The organism is Pseudomonas sp. FG36, assembly GCF_057809275.1.
The window spans coordinates 16,466-39,942 of record NZ_JBMDJQ010000038.1 but is presented as its reverse complement, the minus strand read 5'-3'; the positions used below and the strand labels follow the sequence as shown (position 1 = coordinate 39,942).

General features: G+C 67.4%; 14 protein-coding genes (1 of these 14 cut by a window edge). 6 read left to right on the top strand and 8 right to left on the bottom strand.

Annotated features, from left to right (window positions below; all coding sequences use genetic code 11):
• Positions 1–19: 19 nt before the first annotated feature.
• Both cobF and ACODS9_RS22615 read right to left on the bottom strand, forming a co-directional pair.
• Positions 20–769: a precorrin-6A synthase (deacetylating) gene (gene cobF, locus ACODS9_RS22620; RefSeq protein WP_401111833.1), complete on the bottom strand. Its 750-nt coding sequence runs from the start codon at positions 767–769 to the stop codon at positions 20–22.
• 64 nt (positions 770–833) lie between these two features.
• Positions 834–2,123: an OprD family porin gene (locus tag ACODS9_RS22615; RefSeq protein ID WP_401111830.1), complete on the bottom strand. Its 1,290-nt coding sequence runs from the start codon at positions 2,121–2,123 to the stop codon at positions 834–836.
• Positions 2,124–2,469: 346 nt separating this feature from the next.
• On the opposite strand from ACODS9_RS22615, the gene ACODS9_RS22610 reads away from it, so the two are divergent.
• The 3 genes from ACODS9_RS22610 to ACODS9_RS22600 all read left to right on the top strand — a co-directional run bounded on the left by ACODS9_RS22610 (position 2,470) and on the right by ACODS9_RS22600 (position 3,902).
• Positions 2,470–2,826 carry a histone-like nucleoid-structuring protein, MvaT/MvaU family gene (locus ACODS9_RS22610; protein ID WP_046855429.1) on the top strand — a complete coding sequence of 119 codons (357 nt, stop codon included), beginning with the start codon at positions 2,470–2,472 and terminating at the stop codon, positions 2,824–2,826.
• A gap of 206 nt (positions 2,827–3,032) precedes the next feature.
• A complete protein-coding gene (gene gloA / locus ACODS9_RS22605) occupies positions 3,033–3,560 on the top strand; it encodes a lactoylglutathione lyase (protein WP_023630254.1) in 528 nt (175 codons plus the stop codon).
• A 96-nt stretch (positions 3,561–3,656) separates the two neighbouring features.
• Positions 3,657–3,902, top strand: a complete 246-nt coding sequence (locus ACODS9_RS22600; protein ID WP_023630255.1) for a hypothetical protein — start codon at positions 3,657–3,659, stop codon at positions 3,900–3,902.
• Between the two features lie 85 nt (positions 3,903–3,987).
• Here the strand turns inward: ACODS9_RS22600 and ACODS9_RS22595 are convergent, their stop codons facing one another.
• Complete coding sequence (locus ACODS9_RS22595) at positions 3,988–4,809, bottom strand: shikimate 5-dehydrogenase (RefSeq protein ID WP_489094784.1); 822 nt, start codon at positions 4,807–4,809, stop codon at positions 3,988–3,990.
• Positions 4,810–4,970: 161 nt separating this feature from the next.
• On the opposite strand from ACODS9_RS22595, the gene ACODS9_RS22590 reads away from it, so the two are divergent.
• Both ACODS9_RS22590 and ACODS9_RS22585 read left to right on the top strand, forming a co-directional pair.
• On the top strand, positions 4,971–5,312 hold the full coding sequence (locus ACODS9_RS22590; protein ID WP_489094783.1) for a hypothetical protein: 342 nt from the start codon (positions 4,971–4,973) through the stop codon (positions 5,310–5,312).
• Between the two features lie 101 nt (positions 5,313–5,413).
• The gene (locus ACODS9_RS22585; RefSeq protein ID WP_489094782.1) at positions 5,414–5,596 is read left to right on the top strand and encodes a hypothetical protein; all 183 of its coding nucleotides are present in this window, start codon (positions 5,414–5,416) and stop codon (positions 5,594–5,596) included.
• Positions 5,597–5,677: 81 nt separating this feature from the next.
• Here ACODS9_RS22585 and ACODS9_RS22580 read toward each other — a convergent pair whose 3' ends face one another.
• Entirely contained in the window at positions 5,678–6,724 is a 1,047-nt protein-coding gene (locus ACODS9_RS22580; protein WP_489094781.1) for a metal-dependent hydrolase, read from the bottom strand.
• Positions 6,725–6,748: 24 nt separating this feature from the next.
• A complete protein-coding gene (gene hisN / locus ACODS9_RS22575) occupies positions 6,749–7,540 on the bottom strand; it encodes a histidinol-phosphatase (RefSeq protein WP_489094780.1) in 792 nt (263 codons plus the stop codon).
• A gap of 223 nt (positions 7,541–7,763) precedes the next feature.
• Between hisN and ACODS9_RS22570 the strand changes: the two genes are divergently transcribed.
• Positions 7,764–8,411, top strand: coding sequence for a helix-turn-helix transcriptional regulator (locus ACODS9_RS22570; RefSeq protein ID WP_401111816.1), 648 nt, complete (start codon positions 7,764–7,766; stop codon positions 8,409–8,411).
• A 55-nt stretch (positions 8,412–8,466) separates the two neighbouring features.
• On the opposite strand, the gene ACODS9_RS22565 is transcribed toward ACODS9_RS22570, so the two are convergent.
• From ACODS9_RS22565 to ACODS9_RS22555, 3 genes are all read right to left on the bottom strand, one after another.
• Positions 8,467–10,470 (bottom strand): MacB family efflux pump subunit, encoded by a 2,004-nt coding sequence (locus ACODS9_RS22565; RefSeq protein WP_401111813.1) that lies wholly within the window; start codon positions 10,468–10,470, stop codon positions 8,467–8,469.
• A gap of 2 nt (positions 10,471–10,472) precedes the next feature.
• A complete protein-coding gene (gene macA / locus ACODS9_RS22560) occupies positions 10,473–11,627 on the bottom strand; it encodes a macrolide transporter subunit MacA (protein ID WP_401111811.1) in 1,155 nt (384 codons plus the stop codon).
• Between the two features lie 109 nt (positions 11,628–11,736).
• Positions 11,737–23,477: the 3' portion of an amino acid adenylation domain-containing protein gene (locus tag ACODS9_RS22555; protein ID WP_489094779.1), read on the bottom strand. Its footprint extends 2,794 nt past the window's final position; 11,741 of the gene's 14,535 nt are visible here — the last part of the coding sequence; its start codon lies beyond the right edge, outside the window; the stop codon is at positions 11,737–11,739.

The following is a 23,477-nucleotide window of genomic DNA, read 5'->3' as shown; positions in this document are numbered from 1 at the left end:
TCGAATCACCTGCCCAGGGTTACCCTTCACGACGCAGCAGATAGGTATCCATGATCCACCCCTTGCGCCGCCGCGCCTCATCGCGCAACTGAAGGATGCGCGCCTTCACCGCCTGCAACGGCCCGCTCACCAGCAGCTCGTCCGGCGTGCCCAGGTAGGCGCCCCAGTAGATCACCAGTTGCGGATCATCCAGGGCGGCGAACGCGCATTGGCCGTCGAGCATCACCAGCACATTGTCGATCCGCGCCTGTTCGCCCAGGCGTCGGCCCGGCAGCACGGTCAGCGGCTCGCCGATACGGTTGAGCGGGATCTGGTGACGGGCGGCCAGCAGCTGGATGCTGCTGATGCCGGGAATCACCTGCAAGGCCAGCGCCAGGCCGCGTTCGCGGACCAGGTCGAGAATTCGCAGGGTGCTGTCGTACAGCGCCGGCTCGCCCCAGAGCAGGAACGCGCCGACATCATCGCTGCCCAGCTCATCCTCGATCAGCCGGGCGTACAATGCGGCGCGCTGGGCGTGCCAGTCCTGCACGGCGCCGACATAGTCCGGCGCCTGGCCGTCCCGGCGCGGGTCCTCGACCTGCACCAGGCGGTAACCGCCCTCGGGCAGGTAACGCTCGAGGATGGCCCGGCGCAGACGCACCAGTTCGTCCTTGTCGCTGCCCTTGTCGAGGACGAAGAACACCGTGGCGCGCCGCAGCGCCTCCACCGCCTCGTAGGTGACCTGGCGAGGATCGCCCGGTCCGATGCCGATCAGTAGAAGCTGTTTCATCGCCTGCCCTGCCTGGTTGCCGGTGGTCATTGTCGACCGACCACCGGCCGTTTGGCAAAGCGGGTCAGAAGATCGAGAAGTTGTAGCTGACAATGACCCGGGTTTCGTCCATGTCACGCGCCCACTTCTCGTAGTTGCTGCGGTAGGTGGAGTTGCGCAGGCGCACGCTGACGTCCTTGAAGGTGCCGCTCTGCACCTGGTACTTCAGCTCGCTGTCGCGTTCCCATTCCTTGCCTTCGGCGTTGCTGCCAGGGACCTTCACATTGTCGCCATTGATGTAGCGGGTGAAGAAGGTCAGGCCGGGCACGCCCAGGGCCTTGAAATCGTAGTCGTAGCGCACCTGCCAGGAGCGCTCCTGGGCGGCGGCGAAGTCGTTGACCTGGGCATAGTTGACCAGGTAGGGGTTGGTGCCGTCGAGGTACGGCATGGCGCTATCGCCGTACATGCGCTGCCAGCCGGCGCTGAGCTTGTGCCCACCCAGGCTGTAGCCAAGCATGCCGCTGAAGGCGCGGTGGTCGATGCGCCCGGCACGGGCATTGCCGATGTCGTCGCTCTTGATCACCCGCAGGTCCGCCGACAGCGTGCCGACTTCCAGTGGCTGGCTGGCGACCAGCCCGAGGAAGTGCTGGCGGTAGATGTTTTCCAGCTTGGACACCTGGTACTGCGCGCTGACGCGGTCGTTGAAGCGGTAGTCGACGCCGGCCAGATCGAAATGATCGGCCTCGATATCGCAGGCATAACGCTTGTTCTTGCAGTGCACGCGGATGTCCTGGCGGTCGGTGGAGTCCCGCGCGGTGTACTGGTTCAGGCGCGCCAGGGTGAACTTGAGGTCGCGCACTTCCTCGGAGGTCAACCAGGCGCCATGGAACATGGTCGGCAGCAGGCGCCCGTCGTTGTACTTGAGCAGCGGCACGTCCGGCATCATCGAACCGTACTTGAATACCGTCCTGGACACCTTCACCTTGCCGGCGACGCCCATCTTGGCGTACTGGTCGGCGGAGTGACGCGGGTCGTGCCCCGACGACGGCAACAGGCCGCTATTGCTGTCGGCGGGGCTGGAGTCGAGCTTGAAACCAACCATCCCCAGCGCATCCACGCCGAACCCGACCGGTCCCTGGGTATAACCGGACTGAACATTGAGAATAAAGCCCTGCGCCCACTCTTCGCGCTTCGAGGCGCCTTGCTTGGAACTGGTGTGGCCGTCACGGAAGTCGCGGTTGAAATAGACATTGCGTGCTTCGACCTTGGCACTGCTGTCTTCAAGAAAACCGGCGGCCTGGGCGTTGACACCGGCAAACAGGAAGAACAAGCCGGCAACTCGGCGCCCGGGGGCGAGGGGGAAAGGGGCAAACATGCGAAGGAACATCCAGAAGAAAGGCGAAAAACCATCCGGGCAGTCATCTGCACCGGCACTACGCGATGAACGAATACACTTCGACCATCATCCATAATTTTCCGCCAAGGGCTCTAGCCTAAGCCATGGGACCATGGTCTAAGGTGGTTGGCGGGGTCTTTTCGAATAACGCGTAAAAAATCGGCAAAGTTCCCGACTAATTGATAGAAAGTTTGCTGTTTACCCACTCGCAAGCGACTACTACACTCTCGCTTAGCGAACAGCTTTACCCATCCACGTGGCCGGCGTTCAGTCTGGTTTCATGTTCGTCACGTCCCGCCACGGCAGACTTACAGGAGTGAAGACAGTGTCCAGACTTGCAGAGTTTCGTGCTGCCGAAAAAGCGCTCAAGGAACAGATGGCACAACTGGAAGCGCTGAAAAAGGATGCCGGCCTTAAACGCGAAATCGAATTCGAGCAGAAACTAGTCGGCCTGATGAAAAGCTATGACAAGAGCCTGCGCGATATCATCGCCATTCTCGACCCGAAAGCCGTGACCCGCGCCCCGGCCGCGGTCAAGCAGCAACGCCGCCCGCGGGTGGTGAAGGTCTACGCGAACCCGCATACCGGCGAGCGGATCGAGACCAAAGGCGGCAACCACCGCGGGCTGAAAGCCTGGAAGGAACAGTACGGGGCGCAGACGGTGGAAAGTTGGGTGCGCTGATGAAACCTCGACACCCGCTTCACACTTTTTTCACACCCGCAGGCTCAGTATCGAACCAGCTAAAGGACTAGCGACCCCATCACGCGCCCGCACATGCGGGCCTCTAATTCCGGCGCCCCGCACTCGTGCGGGGCGCTTTCATTTGCGCTGCTGGTTGACTTCCGTATCATGGCAAACCTATTCAAGGCCCTGATTCCGGAGTACCCATGAGCCTGCACGATCTGCAAACCCTTCCCGGCGTGACCGCCCAACCAGACACCGCCACCGCCCAATTCGTGTTCAACCACACCATGCTGCGGGTCAAGGACATCGAGAAGTCCCTGGACTTCTACACCCGCGTCCTGGGCTTCCGCCTGGTGGACAAGCGCGACTTCCCGGAAGCGGCTTTCAGCCTGTATTTCCTGGCCCTGGTCGACCCGGCGCAGATTCCTGCCGATGACGCCGAGCGCCATCAGTGGATGAAATCGATCCCCGGCGTACTCGAGCTGACCCACAACCACGGCACCGAGAACGACCCCGAGTTCGCCTACCACAATGGCAACACCGACCCGCGCGGTTTCGGCCACATCTGCATTTCGGTACCGGACGTACGTGTTGCCTGCGCCCGCTTCGAGGCCCTGGACGTCCCGTTCCAGAAGCGCCTGCAGGATGGCCGCATGAACCACCTGGCCTTCGTCAAGGACCCGGACGGCTACTGGGTCGAAGTCATCCAGCCGACCGAACTCAAGGGCTGATAGCCACAGGTGGCGCTCGTCGGGCCGGGAACTCCCGGCCCCTCGCTGTGGTATATGGAAGTAACTCCTGTTCCAAGCCACAGCGAGGTAAGGACGATGCAAACCCTTCACTGTGAATACCGCGACCACACCATCACCGCCAGCGTGATGCCCCACCCCGACTCTCCCCTGCCCTATGCTGCAGGCTGCGTGATCACCGACCCTGCCGGCCACAGCAGCAGGCGACTATCGATGCCGATGAAGTTCTTCGCCGACCTGGAGAATGCCCAGCACGTGTCCCTGGCCCATGGCCGGGCGCTGGTTGACCAGCAGCTGGATGACAAGGATCAGCGGGTGTTCTGATAACCCCACGCCAGCAGCCAGCACCCACAGAGTGGGAGCCGGCTTGCCGGCGATGCGGCGCGCAGCGGCGCCCTTCTATACCCAATCAGCCTTCACGGGCATAGGCCACAGCCGCCGCCACCTGCTCAGCTGTCGGCCGAACCCCGGTGTACAACACGAACTGCTCCAGCGCCTGTAGCGCGATGACGTCGAGGCCGGTGATCACCGGCTTGCCCAGCGCCTCGGCGGCGCGGATCAGCGGTGTGCGTGCCGGCAGGGCAACCACATCGAATACCCGCTCAGCCGCCGCGATGGCGGTTTCGCTGAAGGCCAGTTGGTCGGCCTCCGGGCCGCCGGCCATGCCGATCGGCGTGACGTTGATCAGCATCGGCGGGCAACGGTCTTCGAGTTCCGGTAGCCAACGATAGCCGCAGACATCCGCCAATTGCCGCCCGGCCTGCTCGTTGCGGGCGACGATGATGCCGTCGCCAAAGCCCGCGTCGCGCAGCGCGCTGGCCACCGCCTTGGCCATGCCACCGCTGCCGCGCAAGGCGAAGCCGGTCGCCGGATCGACCCGCCGTTCGGCCAGCAGCTGCCGTACCGCCAGGTAATCGGTGTTGTAGGCCTTCAGATGGCCTGCGATATTGACCAGGGTGTTCACCGAGTCGATGGCCGCCGCCGAGGGGTCGACCTCGTCCACCAGGGCCAGGCAGGCTTCCTTGTAGGGCATCGATACGCCACAACCGCGAATACCCAGGGCGCGGATGCCGGCCACGGCGGCCGGCAGATCCTGGGTGGTCATGGCCTTGTAGTAATAGTCCAGGCCCAACTGCTGATACAGATGGTTGTGAAAGCGCACGCCGAACGTACCGGGGCGCCCGGCCAGGGAAATGCACAACACGGTGTCCCTGCTCGGTGAATGGCTCATCGCGGTTCCTCTGTCATGGCTGAATCGATTGCGCCAGCGTACCAGACCCTGCCGCCGGTCGCCCCTTACACAACCTTTACCCTTTGCCAGTGCGCAGTTGACCGAGGCTGCGGTCATAGTAGACAGACCCCGAACGTGGGGTTGTCTTGCGAGGTGTCACCATGAAGCGTTTCATCCCCGGAATCGCCCTGCTGGTCGGCGCGCTGGCCATCAGCGGACAAGCCTCGGCCCATGGTGGCGGCTGGTACGGCCCGGGGCCGGTGATCGGCGCGGCCGTGGTGGGCGCGGTGGTCGGGGCGGCCGTATCGGGCGGCCACGACCGCACTGTCTACGTCGAACGCCAGCCGGCCTACTATCCACCGCCACCGGTCTACGTGCAGGCGCCGCCACCGCCGGTGTATTACCAGCCCTACGTGGTCGAGCGCTATGTGCCCTCCCCGCCCCCGGTCTATCGCCGCTATTACGGCCCGCCGCCGGTGTACTACGGCCCGCCGCGCTGGTAAGCGGCATAGTTGATAAAAGCAATGACCACTATCGAGGACATTGATTTCAAACCCTGAAGGCGCCTGGGTAAGGTAGGGCCATGTTCGAGAGGAGATCCACCATGGCCCCGATCCAGATCATGTCCGTTGTCGGCAGCGCAGTCCCCAGCAGCCTGCGCCAACAGGGCCTCCTGGCCTGCTGGTATCTGCTGCGCGACGGTGAAGCCATCAGTGGCCCGTTGACCAGCCGCCGCTGCGCCGAGAGCCTGGCCGACCGCTTGCTCGACCAGACCTTGGTCGCCTGACCCCGAATTTGTTGTGTGTTGCTCCCTAAGCCCTTGTAGCCCGCCACCCGGCGGGCTTTTTTTTGCTCGCCAACCAGCCGCCTACAAGTGCCCCGCCCACACGGCAAGTGGCAGTGGTGGTTGCTGGTCGAGGATACGGCGCCAGATCAAGCCCAGCCGCTCGCCATCGAACAGGGAGGCGGCACCGCCACCAACCCAGCCCCTGGGCTGGATCACCGCCCATTGCCCCGCGGCGTCACGCCGGGCCATCTCGAAGCGGAAACTGTAGTTGCCCGGCATGCCCATGCGCAGGTCGGTGACCACCAGCGAGTCGCCAATGATGTCGTAGCGCAGCCAGTCATCGGTGAACCAGCGCAGACGCTCGTACAGCGGTGCGCCCGCCAGTACCTTGGCTGCCTCCAGATTGCGCGACTGGTGCAGCATCTCCGGAGGTTCGCGATCGAACCCGCTGCTCACGCCCTCGTAGTAATCGCCGTCTTGGGTTTTCGCCAGCACCCGCCAGATCAGGCTGTTGAAGGCGATGGGCACCGCGCGGACCTCACTGGGCTCTACTCCCTGCGCCTGCAAGGCCAGGTGGAAACGTTGCTCGGCGGCCATGCGCCCGGCCAGGCCAAAACCCAGGTACAGCGTGCTGAATCCCAGTGCCAGGCACAACATCGCGGTCGCCCTGCCCTTCAGGCCCCTGATCGCCGCATAGCCGACCGCCAGCAGCAACGGCACGGTATACACCGGGTCGATGATGAACACCGCCGCCCAACTCTCCGGCGTCAGGTGCAAAGGCCAGAACAGCTGGGTGCCATAAACGGTGAAGGCGTCGAGCACCGGGTGGGTGACCAGCGCCAGCCAGAAGGCCAGGAACAGCCTGCCAGGGGTATAGCCTCGACCTGGCCAACGCCAGGCGACCAGCCAGGCCAGCAACAGGGCCAGGCCGGTCAGGACGAAGATCGAATGGGAAAAGCCACGGTGGAAGGTCATCTGCGACACCGGATCGGCATAGCGGATCACCACATCCAGGTCGGGCAGTGTCCCCAGGGCGGCGCCATAGATCAGCGAACGGCGGCCCTGGATACGGCCCAGGACGGTGCCTTGCAGGGCCGCGCCGAGCACGGCTTGGGTGATTGAGTCCACGGCAAACGTCTCGTGCAGGGTCTATCAGATGGCGTGACGCAACATTGCCAGTACCTGCGCATGCAACGCCGGATCGCCACACGCAACCACGCAGCCCCCGTCCTGGGCCGAGCCGCCATCCCAGGACGTAATGACCCCACCCGCGCCTTCGATGATCGGCATCAACGCCTGCACGTCGTACGGCTGCAGGCTGGCCTCGACGATCACATCGACGAATCCGCACGCCAGCATGCAGTAGGCATAGCAATCACCGCCATAGCGCATCAGCCGGGCCTTGCCGGCGACCGCCTCGAACGCCGCCTTGCGCGCCGGGGTGTCGAACATGTCAGGGGTGGTGCACATCAGCGTGGCCGACGCCAGGTCGGCGCAGGCGCGGGTCTTCAGCGGTGTGTCATTGCGCCAGGCGCCGTGCGGGGTGCCGATGAAGCGTTCGCCGGTGAAGGGCTGGTTCATCACCCCGAGCACCGGGCGAGTGCCGTCGTTGAGGGCGATCAGCGTGCCCCACAGCGGAAGGCCGGTGATGAAGGCGCGGGTGCCATCGATCGGGTCGAGCACCCAGGTCAGCGGGCTGCTGCCCAGTGCCGCGCCCTGCTCTTCACCCAGTATGCCGTGGGTGGGATAGCGGGCCTGGATCAGCGCGCGCATGGCCTCTTCGGCGGCCTTGTCGGCGATGGTCACCGGGTCGTACAGCCGCCCCCCCTTGTCCTCGACATCCAGGCTGGCACGAAAGTACGGCTGGATCGCCGCCGCGGCGGCATCGGCCAGTTGCTCGGAGAAAAGTCGGAATTCGCCGATCTGTTCAGCGCTCAGGGACATGGGGCGGTCTCGTTGTTGGATGGGATGCGCATCATACCCGAGTCGTGCCTGGACATACCTCTGGCGTCAACAATGATATTGTTATGCCATTATTGCCGCTTCATTTAACCGTCACTGATTCGTTGTACTAGGATAGCTAGCAGCCCAATGGCCCGGCCGACAGTCAAGGATGCTGGTTGCTGGCGCAAGGGCCTCCGTTCCACCGCCTATCATGGATGACACGATGAATTCGCACCTGCTCTTTCCGCAGATCGGCAAAGTCATAGCCAGTACCGGCAGCCGCCATTTCCCCCGGCACCTGCACGACCTGATCCAGACCCACCTGACCATCGATGCCACGCATATCCGCCAACTGCGCATCAACCCGGCTTGCGCCAGCCAGCCAGACGCGACCTTGGTCAGCGAGACGGTATTCAGCGCCGGCGATACGGGCGACGGCTTCGACGACCCGGCGCGCCTGCACCTGGCCCGGCGCAAGGATGGTTTCCGCTACGAAATCACGGTATTGCGGGCCGACACCCGCGTTGGTTTCTCAGCTACCGATCGCAGCCGGCTGGAGGACATTTCGCCCTTGCTGCTGCCCATGCTGGAAAAACACATCAATGCCCTGCAGCCTGCCGCGCCGGTACCCGCGGACCCCGACAGCCTCGAACAGCGCTTTCTCGAGCGCCTGCGTCAGACCGGCATCCGCCTGTCCGAGCGCGAAATGCAGGTGTGCGAAGGCTTGCTGGCCGGGCGCACCGCGCCGCAGCAGGCCGGGCATCTGCGGCTCAAGGTCAATACGGTGGAAAGTTACCTGCGCCGGGCCGCGATCAAGCTGGGCATCAGCGGACGCCACTCGCTGATGCGCTGGATGTATGCCGAAATCTAGTCCCCCGCAGGACACCTGAGAGCGAGCGCCATGCATATAGCGCTCGCTCTCGGGCCTAATCCCGCGCCAATGCCTCGATAGGGTCCAGCCGCGCCGCATTGCGCGCCGGCACGAAGCCGAATACGATGCCGATCAAGGTCGAGCAGACGAACGCCGTGACCACCGACCCCAGCGAGAACACCATCTCCCACTGTTTGACGAACAACGCGAACAGATACCCGATCCCATAGGACAGCCCGATCCCGATCACCCCGCCGATCAGGCAGACCATCACCGCCTCCACCAGGAACTGCTGGCGGATATCCGACTGCCGCGCCCCCACCGCCATGCGGATGCCGATCTCGCGGGTGCGCTCGGTGACCGACACCAGCATGATGTTCATCACCCCGATCCCCCCCACCACCAACGAAATCACGGCGATCAGCGACAGCAGCAAGGTCAGCGAGCGGCTGGTCTTCTGCACGGTCTGCATGATGCTGTCGAGGTTGTTGGTGAAGAAATCCTTGGTACCGTGGCGCTGCAGCATCAGTTTGTTGACCTCCTCCTCCACCCGCTTGCTCGGCATGCCGTCCTTGATCCGCACGCTGATGCTGTCCAGGTGGCGCTGGCCAAGCACGCGCCCGGCGGCAGTTTCGTAGGGCATCCACACGTTCAACGTGTTGCCGGCGACGAACAGGTTCTTGTTCTCCGCCGTCACGCCGATCACCGTGCACGGCAAGTTGCCGACCAGGATCACCTGCCCCAACGGGTTGACGCCGTCACCGAACAGGCGCTTGCGCGTATTGTGGTCGATCACCACCACCTGGGCCTGGCGCCGGGCATCGTCTGCGCTGAACACGATCCCCGCGGCCAGGGGGATGTTGCGCACCTGGAAGTACTGCTCGCTGACGCCATTGAGCTGCACGTCGGCGTCAATGTTGCGGTAGCGCACCAGCGAACTCTGGCCGATCACCGGGGTGGCGCTGTCAACATAATAGAGTTCGTTGAGCGCGGTCACGTCGGCCGGCACCAGGGTCTCGATGGCCTTGGCCCGACTGTCGCCGAAACTGGTGCCGGAGTAGATGTCGATGGTGTTGCTGCCGATCGCCTGGATATCCTTGAGCACGTAGCCCTTGGCGCCCTCGCCAATGGCCGAGATCGACACCACGGAAGTGATGCCGATGATGATCCCGAGCATGGTCAGCAAGGTGCGCATGCGGTGCGAGACCAAGGCGATCCAGGCCATCTTGAAGGCCTCGCGGAACAACCCGAGGCTGGCAACCAGCCGCCGTGGCACCTGCTCGCGGGCCGGCGCCGCCTCGGCGGTCGGCGCGGGGGGCTCGGCGCGGGTGCGCCGGTCACTGACGATCTGCCCGTCGCTGACCTCGATGATCCGCTCGGCATGGGCGGCGACCTTGGGATCGTGAGTCACCAGGATCACCGTGTGCCCGGCGCCGTGCAGTTCCAGCAGGATGTTCATCACCTCCTTGCCGCTGGCGGTATCGAGGGCTCCGGTGGGCTCGTCGGCAAGGATCACCTCGCCGCCGTTCATCAGCGCCCGGCAGATACTGACCCGCTGCTGCTGGCCCCCCGACAGCTGGCTGGGCCGGTGCGCCAGGTGTCCGCCCAGGCCCAGGCGGCCCAGCAGTTCCCGCGCCCGGGCATGGCGCCCGGCCTGCGCCACGCCGGCGTACACCGCCGGGATCTCGACATTGCGCAGGGCATCCAGGTGCGGCAACAGGTGGTAGCGCTGAAAGATGAAACCGAAGTGGTCACGGCGCAGCGCGGCCAGGGCGTCGTCGTCGAGATCGCGGGTTTCCTGGCCGCTGACCTGGTAGCTGCCGGCGCTGGCATGGTCCAGGCAACCGAGGATGTTCATCAGCGTCGACTTGCCCGAACCCGAGGCGCCGATGATCGCCACCAGCTCGCCGGCATGGATCTCCAGGTCGATGCCCTTGAGCGCCAGGAACTCGCGATCGCCCGCCATGAAGCTGCGGCTGACCCCGTCCAGGCGCAGCAGCGGCTGGTCCTCGAGCGCCGACACCGCCCGTGCCGGCGACAGTTCCACGTTCATGTTCATGCTCACGCCCCCGCCTCGCCCGACACCGGCTCGCCGATCACCACGCGGTCACCTTCGGCCAGGCCGTCCTTGACCTGCACCTTGACGTTGTTGTTGATCCCCGCCTGGACCTTGCGTACCTGGGCGAAACCCTTGCCATCGAGCACCCGCACCGGGAAGCTGCCGTCGGCGTCACGCGGCCCCAGCGCCGCCACCGGCACGGTGAGCACGCCCAGGGCGGTGTCGAGGACGATACGCACCTGGGCGGTCATCGAAATGCGCAGGCGGTGCTCGGGGTTGGGCACCTCGAACAGCGCGTTGTAGAACACCGCGCTGGCCTGCTTGGCGGCGCCGCCGCTCTTGTCGCTGCTTTCCAGGTAGTTCTGCGGCGCGGGCTCGGTGCCGCGCAGCTTGGCGTAATAACGCTGGTCGTCACCGAGGATGGTGAAGTACACCTGCTGACCGGGGCTGATATGAATCACGTCGGCTTCGGACACCTGGGCCTTGATGGTCATGGTGTCGAGGTCGGCGAGCTTGAGGATTACCGGCGCCAGCTGGTTGGAGATCACCGTCTGCCCTTCCTGGGTGACGATACCCACCACATGGCCATCGATCGGCGCGACGATACGGGTGTAGCCGAGGTTGACCCGCGCCGTATCGATCTGCACCTGGGCGCTCTTGATCTGCGCGTCCAGCGAGCGCAGGTTGGCCTGCTGCACCTCGAATTCGGACTCGGCGTTCTCGAAGTCCTGGCGCGAGATCGACTCGTCGGCCTGGAGCACGTCGTAGCGTTCGTAGACCCGCTTGGCCTGCTTGAGCTTGGCCTGCACCGAGCGCCGCTCGGCCTGCAGCTTCTCGGCGTCGACCTCGGCCTGGCGCAGCGAGTTGCGCGGCACCAGCGGGTCGATTTCGGCCAGCCACTGGCCTTCGGCGACCTTGTCGCCAAGCTTGACCTTGAGCGACTTGAGCTGCCCCGAAACCTGGGCGCCGACGTCGACCTGGCGGATACCTTCCAGGGTGCCGGTGGCCAGCACCGCGTTTTCGATATCGCCACGCTCGACCGTGGCGGTGATGTACTGCGGCGGCTTGGCTGGGGCCTGTACCGCGTAGAGCACGATGCCGGCGACCAGGGCCACGGCGACACCGAGGGTGATCTTGCGAAACTTCGTCTTTTCCATAAAACCGTTCTTCCTGAAGCTGATGAGGTCCCGTGGGAGCGGGCTTGCCCCGCGATAACGCCACTCCAAGGTGACGCCATCGCTTTGCAAGCCCGCTCTCACGACGGTGTTACTGCTTCACCCTGCTGTGATACAGGGCCTGCCCGTCATGCCACCAGGCGGCCAGGCTGAACACATCCGGCACCTTGAGGATGCTGAAATGGTTGCCTGGCCCCTGCCACACCTCCAGCTGCGGCAGCCATTCACGCCAACCGTCTTCCATGGCCTGTTGCTCGCCCTGGTTGCCGGCGGCGTCCAGGCTCGGATCGGCCACCAGCACCAGCCGCGCCAAGCCATTGAAGCCACCCTCGGGGCGATACACCGTGCGCAGCGCCGTGGCGAAGGTGCGCACCACGCCTTCAAGTGCCTGCGGCGAAGAGCGCGACGGCATCAGGCCGACCCGTACCATCGCCGCGTGCAACTGGCGCAGCTGCTCCTGATCGTCGGTTTCGGCGAAGGCTAAAGGCTCGATGCCCAACGACTTGCCGGTGGACAGTTGCAACGACTCGATAAGCCGCTGCAGGGCCTGGGTATAGGTGTACGGCTTGCCGCAACTGCCCCCCGCGCCCGGCGCCTCGCTGTCGATCAGGGTCAGGGAGCGCACCTCGCGCCCCTTGGCCTGCAGGCGTATCGCCATGGCATGGGCCACCCAGCCACCGAACGAGTGCCCGACCAGGTTCAACGGCCCTTCGGGGTACAGCGCCTCTATGGCCTGGACATGGCACGCCGCAGCCACCTCGACCGAGCAATGGGGCACTTCACCCGCAGCCAGGCCGCGCGCCTGCAGGCCATGCACCGGCCAGTCCGGCCCCAGCGCCTCGGCCAGGCCGATGAAGCTGGTCACGCTGTCGCCGGCGCCCGGCACGCAGAACACCGGCACATGGCCCGGCACGCCACTCTGGATTGCCAGTAGCGGCTGGTGCGCCGCCGGCGCGAGCGCCGACGCGGCCTGCATCGCCTGGGCGATGGCCTGGCCGAGCACGGCGGCTTGCGGGTCCTGCACCATGCTCTGGTGATCCCCCGGCACGCTCAGGCACTTCAGCTCCTGCCCAGGCAAGGCCTCGGCCCAGCCCAGGCTCGGGCTGTCGGTGACGATACCGGCGCTGCGCTGTTCGGCGATGAACAGGTGCAGTGGCACCGGCAACGGCGCCAGGCGATAGTGAGCCAGGGCATGGCCATGGGCCAGGTGACGCTCGAAGAAGTGGCGCAACTGTCCATCGCTGGCCTGGGCCAGGCCCGGCACCAGCAACTGTCGCTCACGGCAGAGGGCAAGCAGTGCCTCGAAGGGCAATGCGCCCGGCTGCAACGCCTCGATCTCGGCCAGTTGCATAGCCCCCGCCTCGCCCTGCGCCTGCCAGTGCACGCGGCAATGCAGCAGCAACTGCGCTTGCACCAGGTGCGGCCCTTGCCAGCGTGCCTTGCCCTGGTCGCTCAGGCGCGGCACGTAGGTGTCGATCAGGCCGACGAAGGCCACCGGCTCGTCCGCGCCCAGCAGTTGCGCCGCCACCTCGTAGGCCAGCACACCGCCGAACGACCAGCCGGCCAGGCGATACGGCCCGTGTGGCTGTACGGCGCGAATCTGCCGCACCAGGCGCGCCGCCAGGCACTCCATGGTGTTCAGTTGCGCCTGCCCGACGGCGACGCCGGCCAGCCCATAGACAGGGAAATCACCTTCGATATGCCGCCCCAGGACCGGGAAATACAGGTCCAGGCCACTGAACTCATGGATCAGGAACAGTGCAGGCTGGCTGCCTGTGGCGCGCACCGTGACCAGGCCTTGCGCCTCGTCCTCGGCCGCCACCTCGTCGAGCAGCGGCGCCAGGGCGGCAATGGACGGGTGCTGGAACAGCTCGGCCAGGGTCGTGTGCAGGCCAGCCTGGCGCATCTCGCCTACCAGGCGGATCGCCGACAGCGAATGCCCGCCCAGCTCGAAGAAGCTGTCATGCCGCCCCACCCGCTCGACCTCGAGCACCTGCGCCCACAGCGCGGCCAACGCCTGCTCCACAGGCGTAACCGCCGCCTCGAACACCGCCACGGCAAGGTCTTGCGCGCCCGGCAGCGGCAGCGCCCGCCGGTCGACCTTGCCATTGTTGGTCAACGGCAACGCCTCGAGTGCCACGAATGCCGCCGGCAGCATGTACTCCGGCAACCGATCGCGCAGGAAAGCGCGCAGTGCCGCACCGTCCAGGTCCATGTCGGTACGGGTGTACCACGCCACCAGGCGCAACGGCCCCTGTTCCAGGCGCAAGGCCATGACCACGGCCTCCTCCAGTCCCGGGCACTGGGCCAGGTGCTGCTCGATCTCACCCAGCTCGATGCGGAAACCACGGATCTTCACCTGGTCGTCGGTGCGGCCCAGGCATTCCAGCTGGCCATCCTCGCGCCAGCGGGCCAGGTCACCGGTGCGGTACAACCTCGCCCCGACAGCTGCGGCGAACGGATCGTCGAGGAAGCGTTCGGCGGTCAACTGCGGACGATTCAGGTAGCCGAGGGCGACGCCGTCGCCACCGATGTACAGCTCGCCGGTGACGCCCTCGGGCAGCAAGCGCCCGTGGCAATCGAGGACATAGGCCGTGGTGTTGCCGATCGGGCCGCCGATGGGCACGTGCTCGCAGCCTTCGACCAGCGCCCGCACCGTGCTGGCGGTGGCGAAGGTGGTGGTCTCGGTAGGCCCATAGCAGTGCACCAGACGCAACTGCGGCGCCCGGGTCAACAAGGCGCGGAAGCTGGCGGGTTCGCCGCGCTCGCCGCCGCACAGCAGGATGCGCAGGCCGGCCAGGGCTTCGGGGATCAGCTGCACATACTGGTTGAACAGCGCCGTGGTGACGAACATCACGCTGGCGCCGCCCTGGCGCAGGGCGGCGGCGAACTGCGCCGGCTCCACCAGGGTCTGGTGGTCGATCACCAGCACCTGGCCGCCGTTGAGCAGGCCGCCCCAGACATCCATGGTCGCCGCGTCGAACGCCGGGTTGGCGACGAAGGCGAAACGGTCCGTGGTGTTGAAGTCGGCATAACCGTTGTTCAGCACCAGCCGGGCGATGCCGCGATGGGTCACCCGCACGCCTTTCGGCGTGCCGGTGGAACCGGAGGTGTACATCACGTAGGCCACAGCGTCGGTCTCCAGGGCCAGGCCCGGGTTGTACGCGGGCTGCTCGTCCAGCGCCAGGCAGTCCAGGTCGATGCGCCGCGCCTCGCAATCGGCCGCCAGGCTGCCGAGGGTCAGCAGTATCACCGCCTGGCAGTCCTGGACCATGAACGCCTGGCGCTCGGCCGGGGCGTTGATGTCCAGCGGCACGTAGATCGCCGAACACTTGAGCACGGCCAACTGCGCGACCAGCAAAGGCAGCGAGCGTGGCAGCAGGATCGCCACATGATCGCCGGCCGCCACCCCCTCGCCGATCAGCCAGTGCGCCAGGCGGTTGGCCTGTTCATTGAGCTCGGCGTAACTCAGCTGGCGCTCATCATGCAGCGCCGCCAGCGCCAACGGATGGCGCGCCACCTGTTGCTCGAACAGGCGGTGCACGGGCACCGACCTGGGGTAGTCGCGCTGCGTGGCGTTGTAGCCGAGCAATCGGCGACGCTCCTCGGCCGGCACGATGTCCAGCCGCTCCAGGCCTTGCCCGGGATCATGCGCCAGGGCCTCGACCAGGTGTGCGAGAGCCTGCTCGAGGTAACCGCACAGCCGCCGGGCGTCCAGGCCCGCCGCGCACTGCGCGGTCAGGCTGAAGCGCTCTCCGAGGTCGTCGATACTCAGGGCCAGCGGGTAGTTGCTGCGTTCCTGCGCATGCAGCAGCTCGATGCCCTGCCAGGCACGCCCACTGGCAGTGTCATGGGCCAGCGCGGCGGCACTGTGGCGGTAGTTGAGCAAGGCGCTGAACAGCGGCGCGCCGGGCGGCAGCGCACTGCAGCGCTGGGCCAGGGCCAGTTGCGCATGCTCATGCACCAACAGCCCGGTCAGCCGGCGATGGGTGTCCAGCAGCGCCTCGCGCACCGGCAGGCGGCCCACGTCCAGGCGCAGCGGCAAGGTGTTGATGAACACGCCCAAGGCCCGCTCCATGCCTTCACCACCCTGCAGGCGACCGAGCAGCACGGTGCCGAACACCACGCTGTCGCGTCCCGACAACTGCCCCAGCACCAGGCCCCAGGCCAGGTGCATCAGGCTGGCCGCGCCGACACCCAGCAGCCGCGCCTGTTCGCGGGCCCGTCGCGCCAGCCCGTCGTCGAGCCAGTGCTGGGCTTCGGCCACGGCGTCGGCGTGGGCCAGCGGATGCGGGCCGTAAGCCAGGGTTGGCTCGTATATATCGCCCAACTGCTCGCGGAAGTACGCCTCATGCTCGGCCTCGCCGGCACCCTGCAGCACCTGGGCGATGTAGTTGCGGTACGGCACCGGCGGCGGCAAGCGCAGCTGCTCGCCGAGCAGACAGGCCTGCAATTCGGCGCGCAACACATCCTGGGCCACGTGGTCCATGACCAGGTGGTGGAACAGCAAGGTGGCGGTGATCCGCCCGCTGCTCGGGTCCTGGCTGTGCACCAGGCGCAGCAGCGGCGCGCGGGTCAGGTCCAGGCGCAAGCTGATCGGCTCATCCGCGGCCAGTTCCTGCACGGGCAACGCCGCCTGGCGCCATACCACCTGCACCGGCTGCGCCAGACCTTCCCAGTACAACGAAGAGCGCAGGATGTCGTGCCGGGCAATCACCTGGTCCAGCGCCTGGCGCAACGCCTCCAACCGAGCCTGGTCGGCCACCGCGAAACGCGCCTGCAGCAGGTAGGGGTCGTCACCCTCGCTGGCCAGGTGGTGATAGAGGATCCCCGCCTGCAACGGCCCCAGCGGATAGATGTCCTGTACATTGGCGGCACCGCCAGGCACCTGGTCAACGATCCGCTCGATGTGCGACTGCTCCAGCGCCACCAACGGCAGCAAGTCCGGCGTGATGCGCCGGCAATCACTGCCGATGCGGTTGGCCGGCACCCGGCTCCCGCCATGCTGGCCCAGGGTCGCGGCCACGGCGGCCACGGTCGGTTCGGCGAACAGCACGCGGATGTCCGCGTCCAGGCCCTCGGCGCGCAAGCGGGCGATCAGGGTCACGGCCAGCAACGAGTGGCCACCGAGCTCGAAGAAATGGTCCTGGCGCCCTACCCTCGGCACGTTGAGCAACTCGGCCCATAGCGCCGCCAGATGGCGCTCGGCCTCGCCTTGCGGCGCCTCGTAGGCACGGCTGAGCACCGCGTCGGCACCGGGGTCGGGTAGCCGCTGGCGGTCGAGCTTGCCATTGGCCGTCAACGGCATGGCCGGCAGTGCCACGTAGGCCGACGGCACCATGTAGTCCGGCAAACGTGCCTGGGCATGCTTGCGCAATGCCGCCACGCCCGGCGCGCCATCGTCGGCCGTGAACCAGGCGACCAGGCGCTCGCCGCGCAGCAGCACCGCCACTTCGCGCACGTGCGAATGGCTGGCCAGGCAGGCCTCGATCTCGCCCAGCTCGATACGCAGACCGTGCAGTTTCACCTGGAAATCGTTGCGGCCAAGGAACTCCAGCTCGCCATCGGCGCGACGACGCACCAGGTCGCCGCTGCGATACAGGCGCTCATCGACCACGAACGGGCTGGCACCGAAACGTTCGGCCTCCAGCACCGCCAGGCCCAGGTAGCCACGCGCCACGCCGACGCCGCCGATATACAGCTCGCCCACCACGCCCCGCGGTACCGGCAGGCCATGGCTGTCGAGCACATACAGGCGGGTGTTGGCGATCGGCCGACCGATCGGTGGCGCCCCTTCGGGCACGGGTTGCCGGGGCTCGAGGGTCCAGACGCTGCAGTCGACGGTGGCCTCGGTGGGGCCGTAGACGTTGTGCAGCCGCACCTGCGGCAGGCGCTCGCGCAACTGGCGCAGCAACGCCGAAGTCAGCTCGCCACCGCCACAGACCACATCGGTGAGGCTGTCGCAGGCCGCGCTGGCCTCCAAGGCGAGGAACTGCTGCAGCAGCGCGGGCACGAACTGCACCACGCTGACCCGCTGGCGCTGGATCAGCGCCGCCAGGTAGTCCGGGTCGCGCTGGCCATCCGGGCGCGCCAGCACCAGGCGCAGGCCGGCACACAACGGCCAGAACAGCTCCCAAACCGACGCATCGAAGCTCACCGGGGTCTTGTGCAGCAGCGCGCCTGCGGCGCTCGGGGCGATCAACCGCGAACTCCAGTGCACCAGGTTGCACAGGCTGCGGTGCTCGACCATCACCCCTTTCGGCGTGCCGGTGGAACCAGAGGTGTAGATCACGTAGGCCAGGTGGCGGGCGCCAAGGCCCGGTACCTGCGGATTGTCCGGCGACTGCTCGGTCCAGTCCGGCTGGTCGAGGTCCAGCCGCGCCACCGGGCTGTCGCTGAAGCGCCGGTTGCTGGCGGCATCAACCAGCAACGCCAGCGGCGCGCTGTCTTCGAGCATGTACGCCAGGCGCTCATCCGGGTAGCCCGGATCCAGCGGCACATAGGCGCCACCGGCCTTGAGCACCGCCAGCAGCCCGACCAGCAACCCTGGCCCCCGCGCCAGGCACACGGCGACCCGGCTGTCGGCGACCACGCCCTGTTCGATCAGGCGGTGGGCCAAACGGTTGGCCGCCGCATTCAGTTCGGCGTAGGTCAGTTGCCCGTCCTCGGCCTGCACCGCGATAGCCTGCGGCGTACGCGCCGCCTGCGCCTCGAACAGTGCATGCAGTGGTTGCTGCAGGCCGCCGATCCGCTCGCTGGCGTTGCAGGCCACCAGTTCCTGGCGACGCTCGGCGGCGCCGAGCAGCTCGACCTTCGCCGGCACGGCCTGGTCGCTGCCCGCCATCGCCCACAGCAGTTGCTCCAGGTAACCCAGGTGCCGCTCGATGGTCGCCCGGTCGAACAGCGCGGTGGCGAACTCCAGGGCACCACCGTAGCCATCGGCGGTCTCGCCCAGGCTCAGGGTCAGGTCGAACTTGGCGAAGGTCTGCGCGCCGCCCAGCGCCTCCAGTTGCAGCTCACCCAGGCGCAGGGCCTCGCCCGGCACGCCGTTCCACGCCAGCGATACCTGGTACAGCGGTGTGTGGGCCAGGCTGCGCGGCGGGTGCAAGCGTTCCACCACCTGTTCGAACGGCAGGTCCTGATGGTCCTGGGCCTGGCTCACGCAGGCCTTGACCCGGGCCAGCAGCGCGCCGACATCGGGGCTGCCGGCGGTATCGATGCGCAGCGCCAGGGAGTTGACGAACAAGCCGATCAGCCCCTCGACCTCGGCCTGCCGGCGGTTGGCCACCGGGGTGCCGATCACCACCTCGGCCTGGCCGGACAGGCGCGCCAGCAGCACCGCCCAGGCGCCGGCGAAAAGCATGAACGGAGTGACCCCATGACGCAGGCACAGCGCCCGCAGGTCTTCACTCAGGCGCCGGTCCAGGCGCACTTCGACGCGGTCGCCGAGGTAGTCCTGACGGGCCGGTCGCGGCCGGTCGGTGGGCAGGGTCAGCAGCACCGGCGCGCCGGCCAGGGCCTGGCTCCAGTAGTCGCCCTGGCGCTGCAAGGCGTCACCGCTCAGCCAGCGACGCTGCCACAGGGCGTAGTCGCCGTACTGGATCGCCAGTGCCGGCAACGGGTCGTCGCGGCCTTCGCTGAAGGCCTGGTACAACGCCGCCAGCTCCTGGGTGAACACCCCCATCGACCAGCCGTCGGCAACGATATGGTGCAAGGTCAGCAGCAACACATGGTGCTCCGCCGCCAGGCATAGCAGGCGGCCACGCACCGGCAACTGGTGCGCCAGGTCGAATGGCAGCAACGCCTCGGCCTGCATCAGCTCGGGCAACTGCTGCGCCGCGCCGCGCAGGTCATGCCAGGCCAAGGCGAAGCCGCCCCGTCCGGGCGCCACCCGCACCCGCGCCTCGGCGCCTGCCTGGGTGAAGTGGCTGCGCAGGCTCTCGTGGCGCTCGACGATGCGCTCCAGCGCCCGCTCCAGGGCGGCACGGTCCAGCGGGCCGCGCAAGGCCAGTCCCAGGGGAATATGGTAGGCGGCGCTGGCATCGTCCATCTGTGCCAGGAACCACAGCCGTTGCTGGGCGAACGACAGTGGCAGGGACTGGCCGCGCGGCGCTGGCTCGATGACCGGCAGCACGTCGTGGCGATCCTCGGCCAGGGTCGCTGCCACCGCCAGCAGGCGGTCGTCGGCGAACAGCTCGCCCAGCGACAACTCCAGGCCCTGCCGTGTGCGCACCTGGCCGACCATGCGCATGGCCAGCAGCGAATGGCCGCCCAATTCGAAGAAGCGGTCCTGACGGCCTACCCGTTCCAACTGCAGGAGCTCGCCCCACAGCTCGGCCAGGGCAACCTCCAAGGCCCCAGCCGGGGCCTCGTAGGCCTGGCTGTCCGCTTCGCGCTCGGGTAACGGCAGGGCCTTGCGGTCGACCTTGCCATTGGCGGTCAACGGCCAGGCATCCAGCCGTACCCAGGCCGCAGGCACCATGTAGGCCGGCAGGCGCTGTTGCAGCGCGGCGCGCAGGGTACCGACCGGCTGCGCCTCGGCGCCGGCAATGTAGTAGGCCACCAGCCGCGGCTGCCCAGGCTGGTCCTCGCGGGCCAGCACCAGGGCTTCGGCGACACCCTCCAGGGCGAGCAACTGCGCCTCGATTTCGCCCAGTTCGATGCGCAGGCCGCGCACTTTCACCTGGTCGTCGTTGCGGCCCAGGTAGTCCAGGGTACCGTCGGCATTCCAGCGCGCCAGGTCGCCGGTGCGGTACATGCGTGCGCCGGGCACCTCGCTGAACGGATCGTCGAGGAAGCGCTCGGCGCTCAGCTCTGCGCGGTTCAGGTAGCCCCGCGCCACGCCGGCGCCACCCACGTAGAGTTCGCCGGCCACACCGCACGGCACCAGCTGCCGCGCATCATCCAGCAGATACACGCGGGCATTGGCGATCGGCCGGCCGATGTCCAGCACGCCGCCCGGCAGCACCAGGCCCGAGGTGGCGACCACGGTCGCCTCGGTAGGGCCGTAGTTGTTGACCACCACAAAGCCGGGGTCGCTGTTGAACTGACGCAGGCGGTCACCGCCGATCAGCAAGGTGCGCAGGGTCGGGTGGCGCAGCCCCTGGGCGAAGGCGTACTCGGCGACCGGGGTCGGCAGGAACGCCACCTTCAGGGGTTGCTCCAGCCACCAGGCCAGCAGACCGTCGAGCTGCTCGTTGCCCAACTGCGCCGGTGGCAAGTGCAGCACCGCGCCGGCGCACAGCGCCGGCCATACTTCCCAGGCCATGGCGTCGAAACCGAAGCCGGCGACACTGGCGGTGTGATCCCCCGCGCCGAGTTCGAAGGCCTTGCAGTGCCAGTGCACCAGGTTGGCCAGGGTGCGGTGCTCGACCATCACGCCCTTGGGCTGGCCGGTGGAGCCGGAGGTGTAGATCACGTAGGCCAGGTGGCTGGCCTGCAGGCCGGGGGCCTCGGGGTTTTCCGCACGCTCCGGCCAGTGCGGCCTGTCCAGTGCCTGCGCCGCCACGCCTAGTCCTGCAAGACGCGGCAACAATGCCTGCTGTGCCAGCACCACCACCGGGGCGCTGTCCTCGAGCAGATAGCGCAGCCGCTCGTCCGGGTGCGCCGGGTCCACCGGCACGTAGGCGCCGCCGGCCTTGAGCACCGCCAGCAACGCCACCAGGGTGTCTAGGCCTCGGCGGGCCACCACCGCCACCCGCTCGTCGGGGCCGACACCCAGCCCGAGCAGGTAATGGGCCAGGGCGTTGGCGCGCTGGTTCAACTCGCCATAGGACAGGGTCATGTCGTCTTGGCTGGCGGCCAGTGCCTGCGGTGTGCGGGCCGCCTGGGCCTCGACCAGGCCATGCACGGTCTGCCCGTTCGGGAACGCCAGGGCACTGCGATTGAAGGTGTCCAGCAGGCGCTTGCGCTCGGCCTCGCCCACCAGTTCGACCTCGGCCAGCGGCGCCTGGTCATTGGCCAGCATGGCGCGCAGCATACTGTCGAAATAACCGGTGAAGCGGCGCACGGTGCTTTCGTCGAACAACGCTGTGGCGTACTCGAGGCTGCCGACCAGTGCCTCACCCTGCTCGCCCATGCTCAGCGACAGGTCGAACTTGGCCACCTGGCCGACCTGTTCCACGCCTTCCAGCTGCAGCCCCGCCAGGGTCGGCGCGGCGCCCTCGGTGGCCAGCCAGTTGAGGGTGGTCTGGAACAACGGGGTATGGCCGAGGCTGCGCGCCGGCCGGGCGATCTCCACCACCTGTTCGAAGGGCAGGTCCTGGTGCGCCTGGGCGTCGAGCAGGCGCGCCTTGACCTGCGCCAGCAGGCGCTCGGTGCTTGCCGCGCCGGCGGTATCGATACGCAGGGCCAGGGTATTGACGAACAGGCCGACCAACGGCTCCAGTTCGGCGCGCCCGCGCCCGGCCACCGGGCAGCCCACCACCACCTCGGCCTGCCCGCAAAGCCGGGCCAGGGTAGCGGCCCAGGCGCCGAGCAGGACCATGTACAGGGTCACCTGGTGCCGCTGCGCGAGGGCCCGCAGGCCGGCCCCCAGGCGCGCATCCAGCTGCAGCGCCAGGCTGGCGCCGCTGAAATCCTGGCGCGCCGGTCGTGGCCGGTCGCTGGGCAGGCTCAGCAAGGTCGGCGCACCGTCCAGGGCCTGGCGCCAATAGTCGGCCTGGCGTTGCAGTTGCTCACCGGCCAGCCAGCGCCGCTGCCACACGGCGTAGTCGGCGTACTGGATGGCCAGCGCCGGCAACGGGTCGTCCTTGCCCTCGCGCAGCGCCGGATACAGCGCGCTCAATTCGCGGGTCAGCACGCCGAGGGACCAGCCATCGGCGACGATATGGTGCACGGTGAGGAGCAGCACATGGTGCCCCTCACCCAGGCGCAGCAGGCTGGCCCGCAGCAACGGCCCCGTCGTCAGGTCGAAGGGCGCGGCGGCCTCGTCACGCAGGTGCCCGGCCAATGCCTGCGGCGCCAGCGTCCGGCGCTGCAGCCAGCCGGCTTGCGGGGTCGCGGCGATGATCACCTCGGCACTGTCGCCGCAGGGCACGAAGCGACTGCGCAGGCTCTCATGGCGCGCGACGATGCGCAGCAAGGCGGCCTCCAGCGCATCGGCATCCAGTGCTCCGCGCAGGCCCAGCGCCAGCGGCACATTGTAGGCCTGGCTGCCGCCTTCCAGTTGCGCGAGGAACCACAGGCGCTGCTGGGCAAACGACAGCGGCAAGGCTTGCTCACGGGACACCGCGACGAGCGCTGGCAGCTCGCTGCGCCCGGCGCCGGCCAGCACCTGGGCCACCGCCGCCAGCTCGGGATTGGCGAACAAGTCGGCCAGGGCCAGTTCCACGCCGAGGCGCAAGCGCACCTGGGAAACCATGCGCATGGCCAGCAGCGAATGCCCGCCCAGGGAGAAGAAGTGGTCATGCCGACCAACCCGCTCCACGTGCAGCAGCTCGCCCCACACCTGGGCCAGGGCCTCTTCCAGCTCACCCTCGGGGGCCACGTAGGTACGCTCGAACAGGGCCGAGCGTTCCGGCGCTGGCAGCGCACGGCGGTCGAGCTTGCCGTTGGCGGTCAGGGGCAGTGCGTCCAGCGACACATACGCCACCGGCACCATGTACTCCGGCAGATGGGCCAGCAACTGCGCGCGCAGCTGCTCAGGCTGGGCCGGCTCCAGGCCCGCCTGGGCGGTGAAGTAGGCCACCAGCCGCGGTTGGCCGGGCTGGTCCTCGCGGGCCACCACCACCGCCTCGCCGATGCCCGGCAGGCCGTTCAGGCGGCTTTCGATCTCGCCCAGCTCGATGCGCACGCCGCGAATCTTCACCTGGTCGTCGTTGCGGCCCAGGT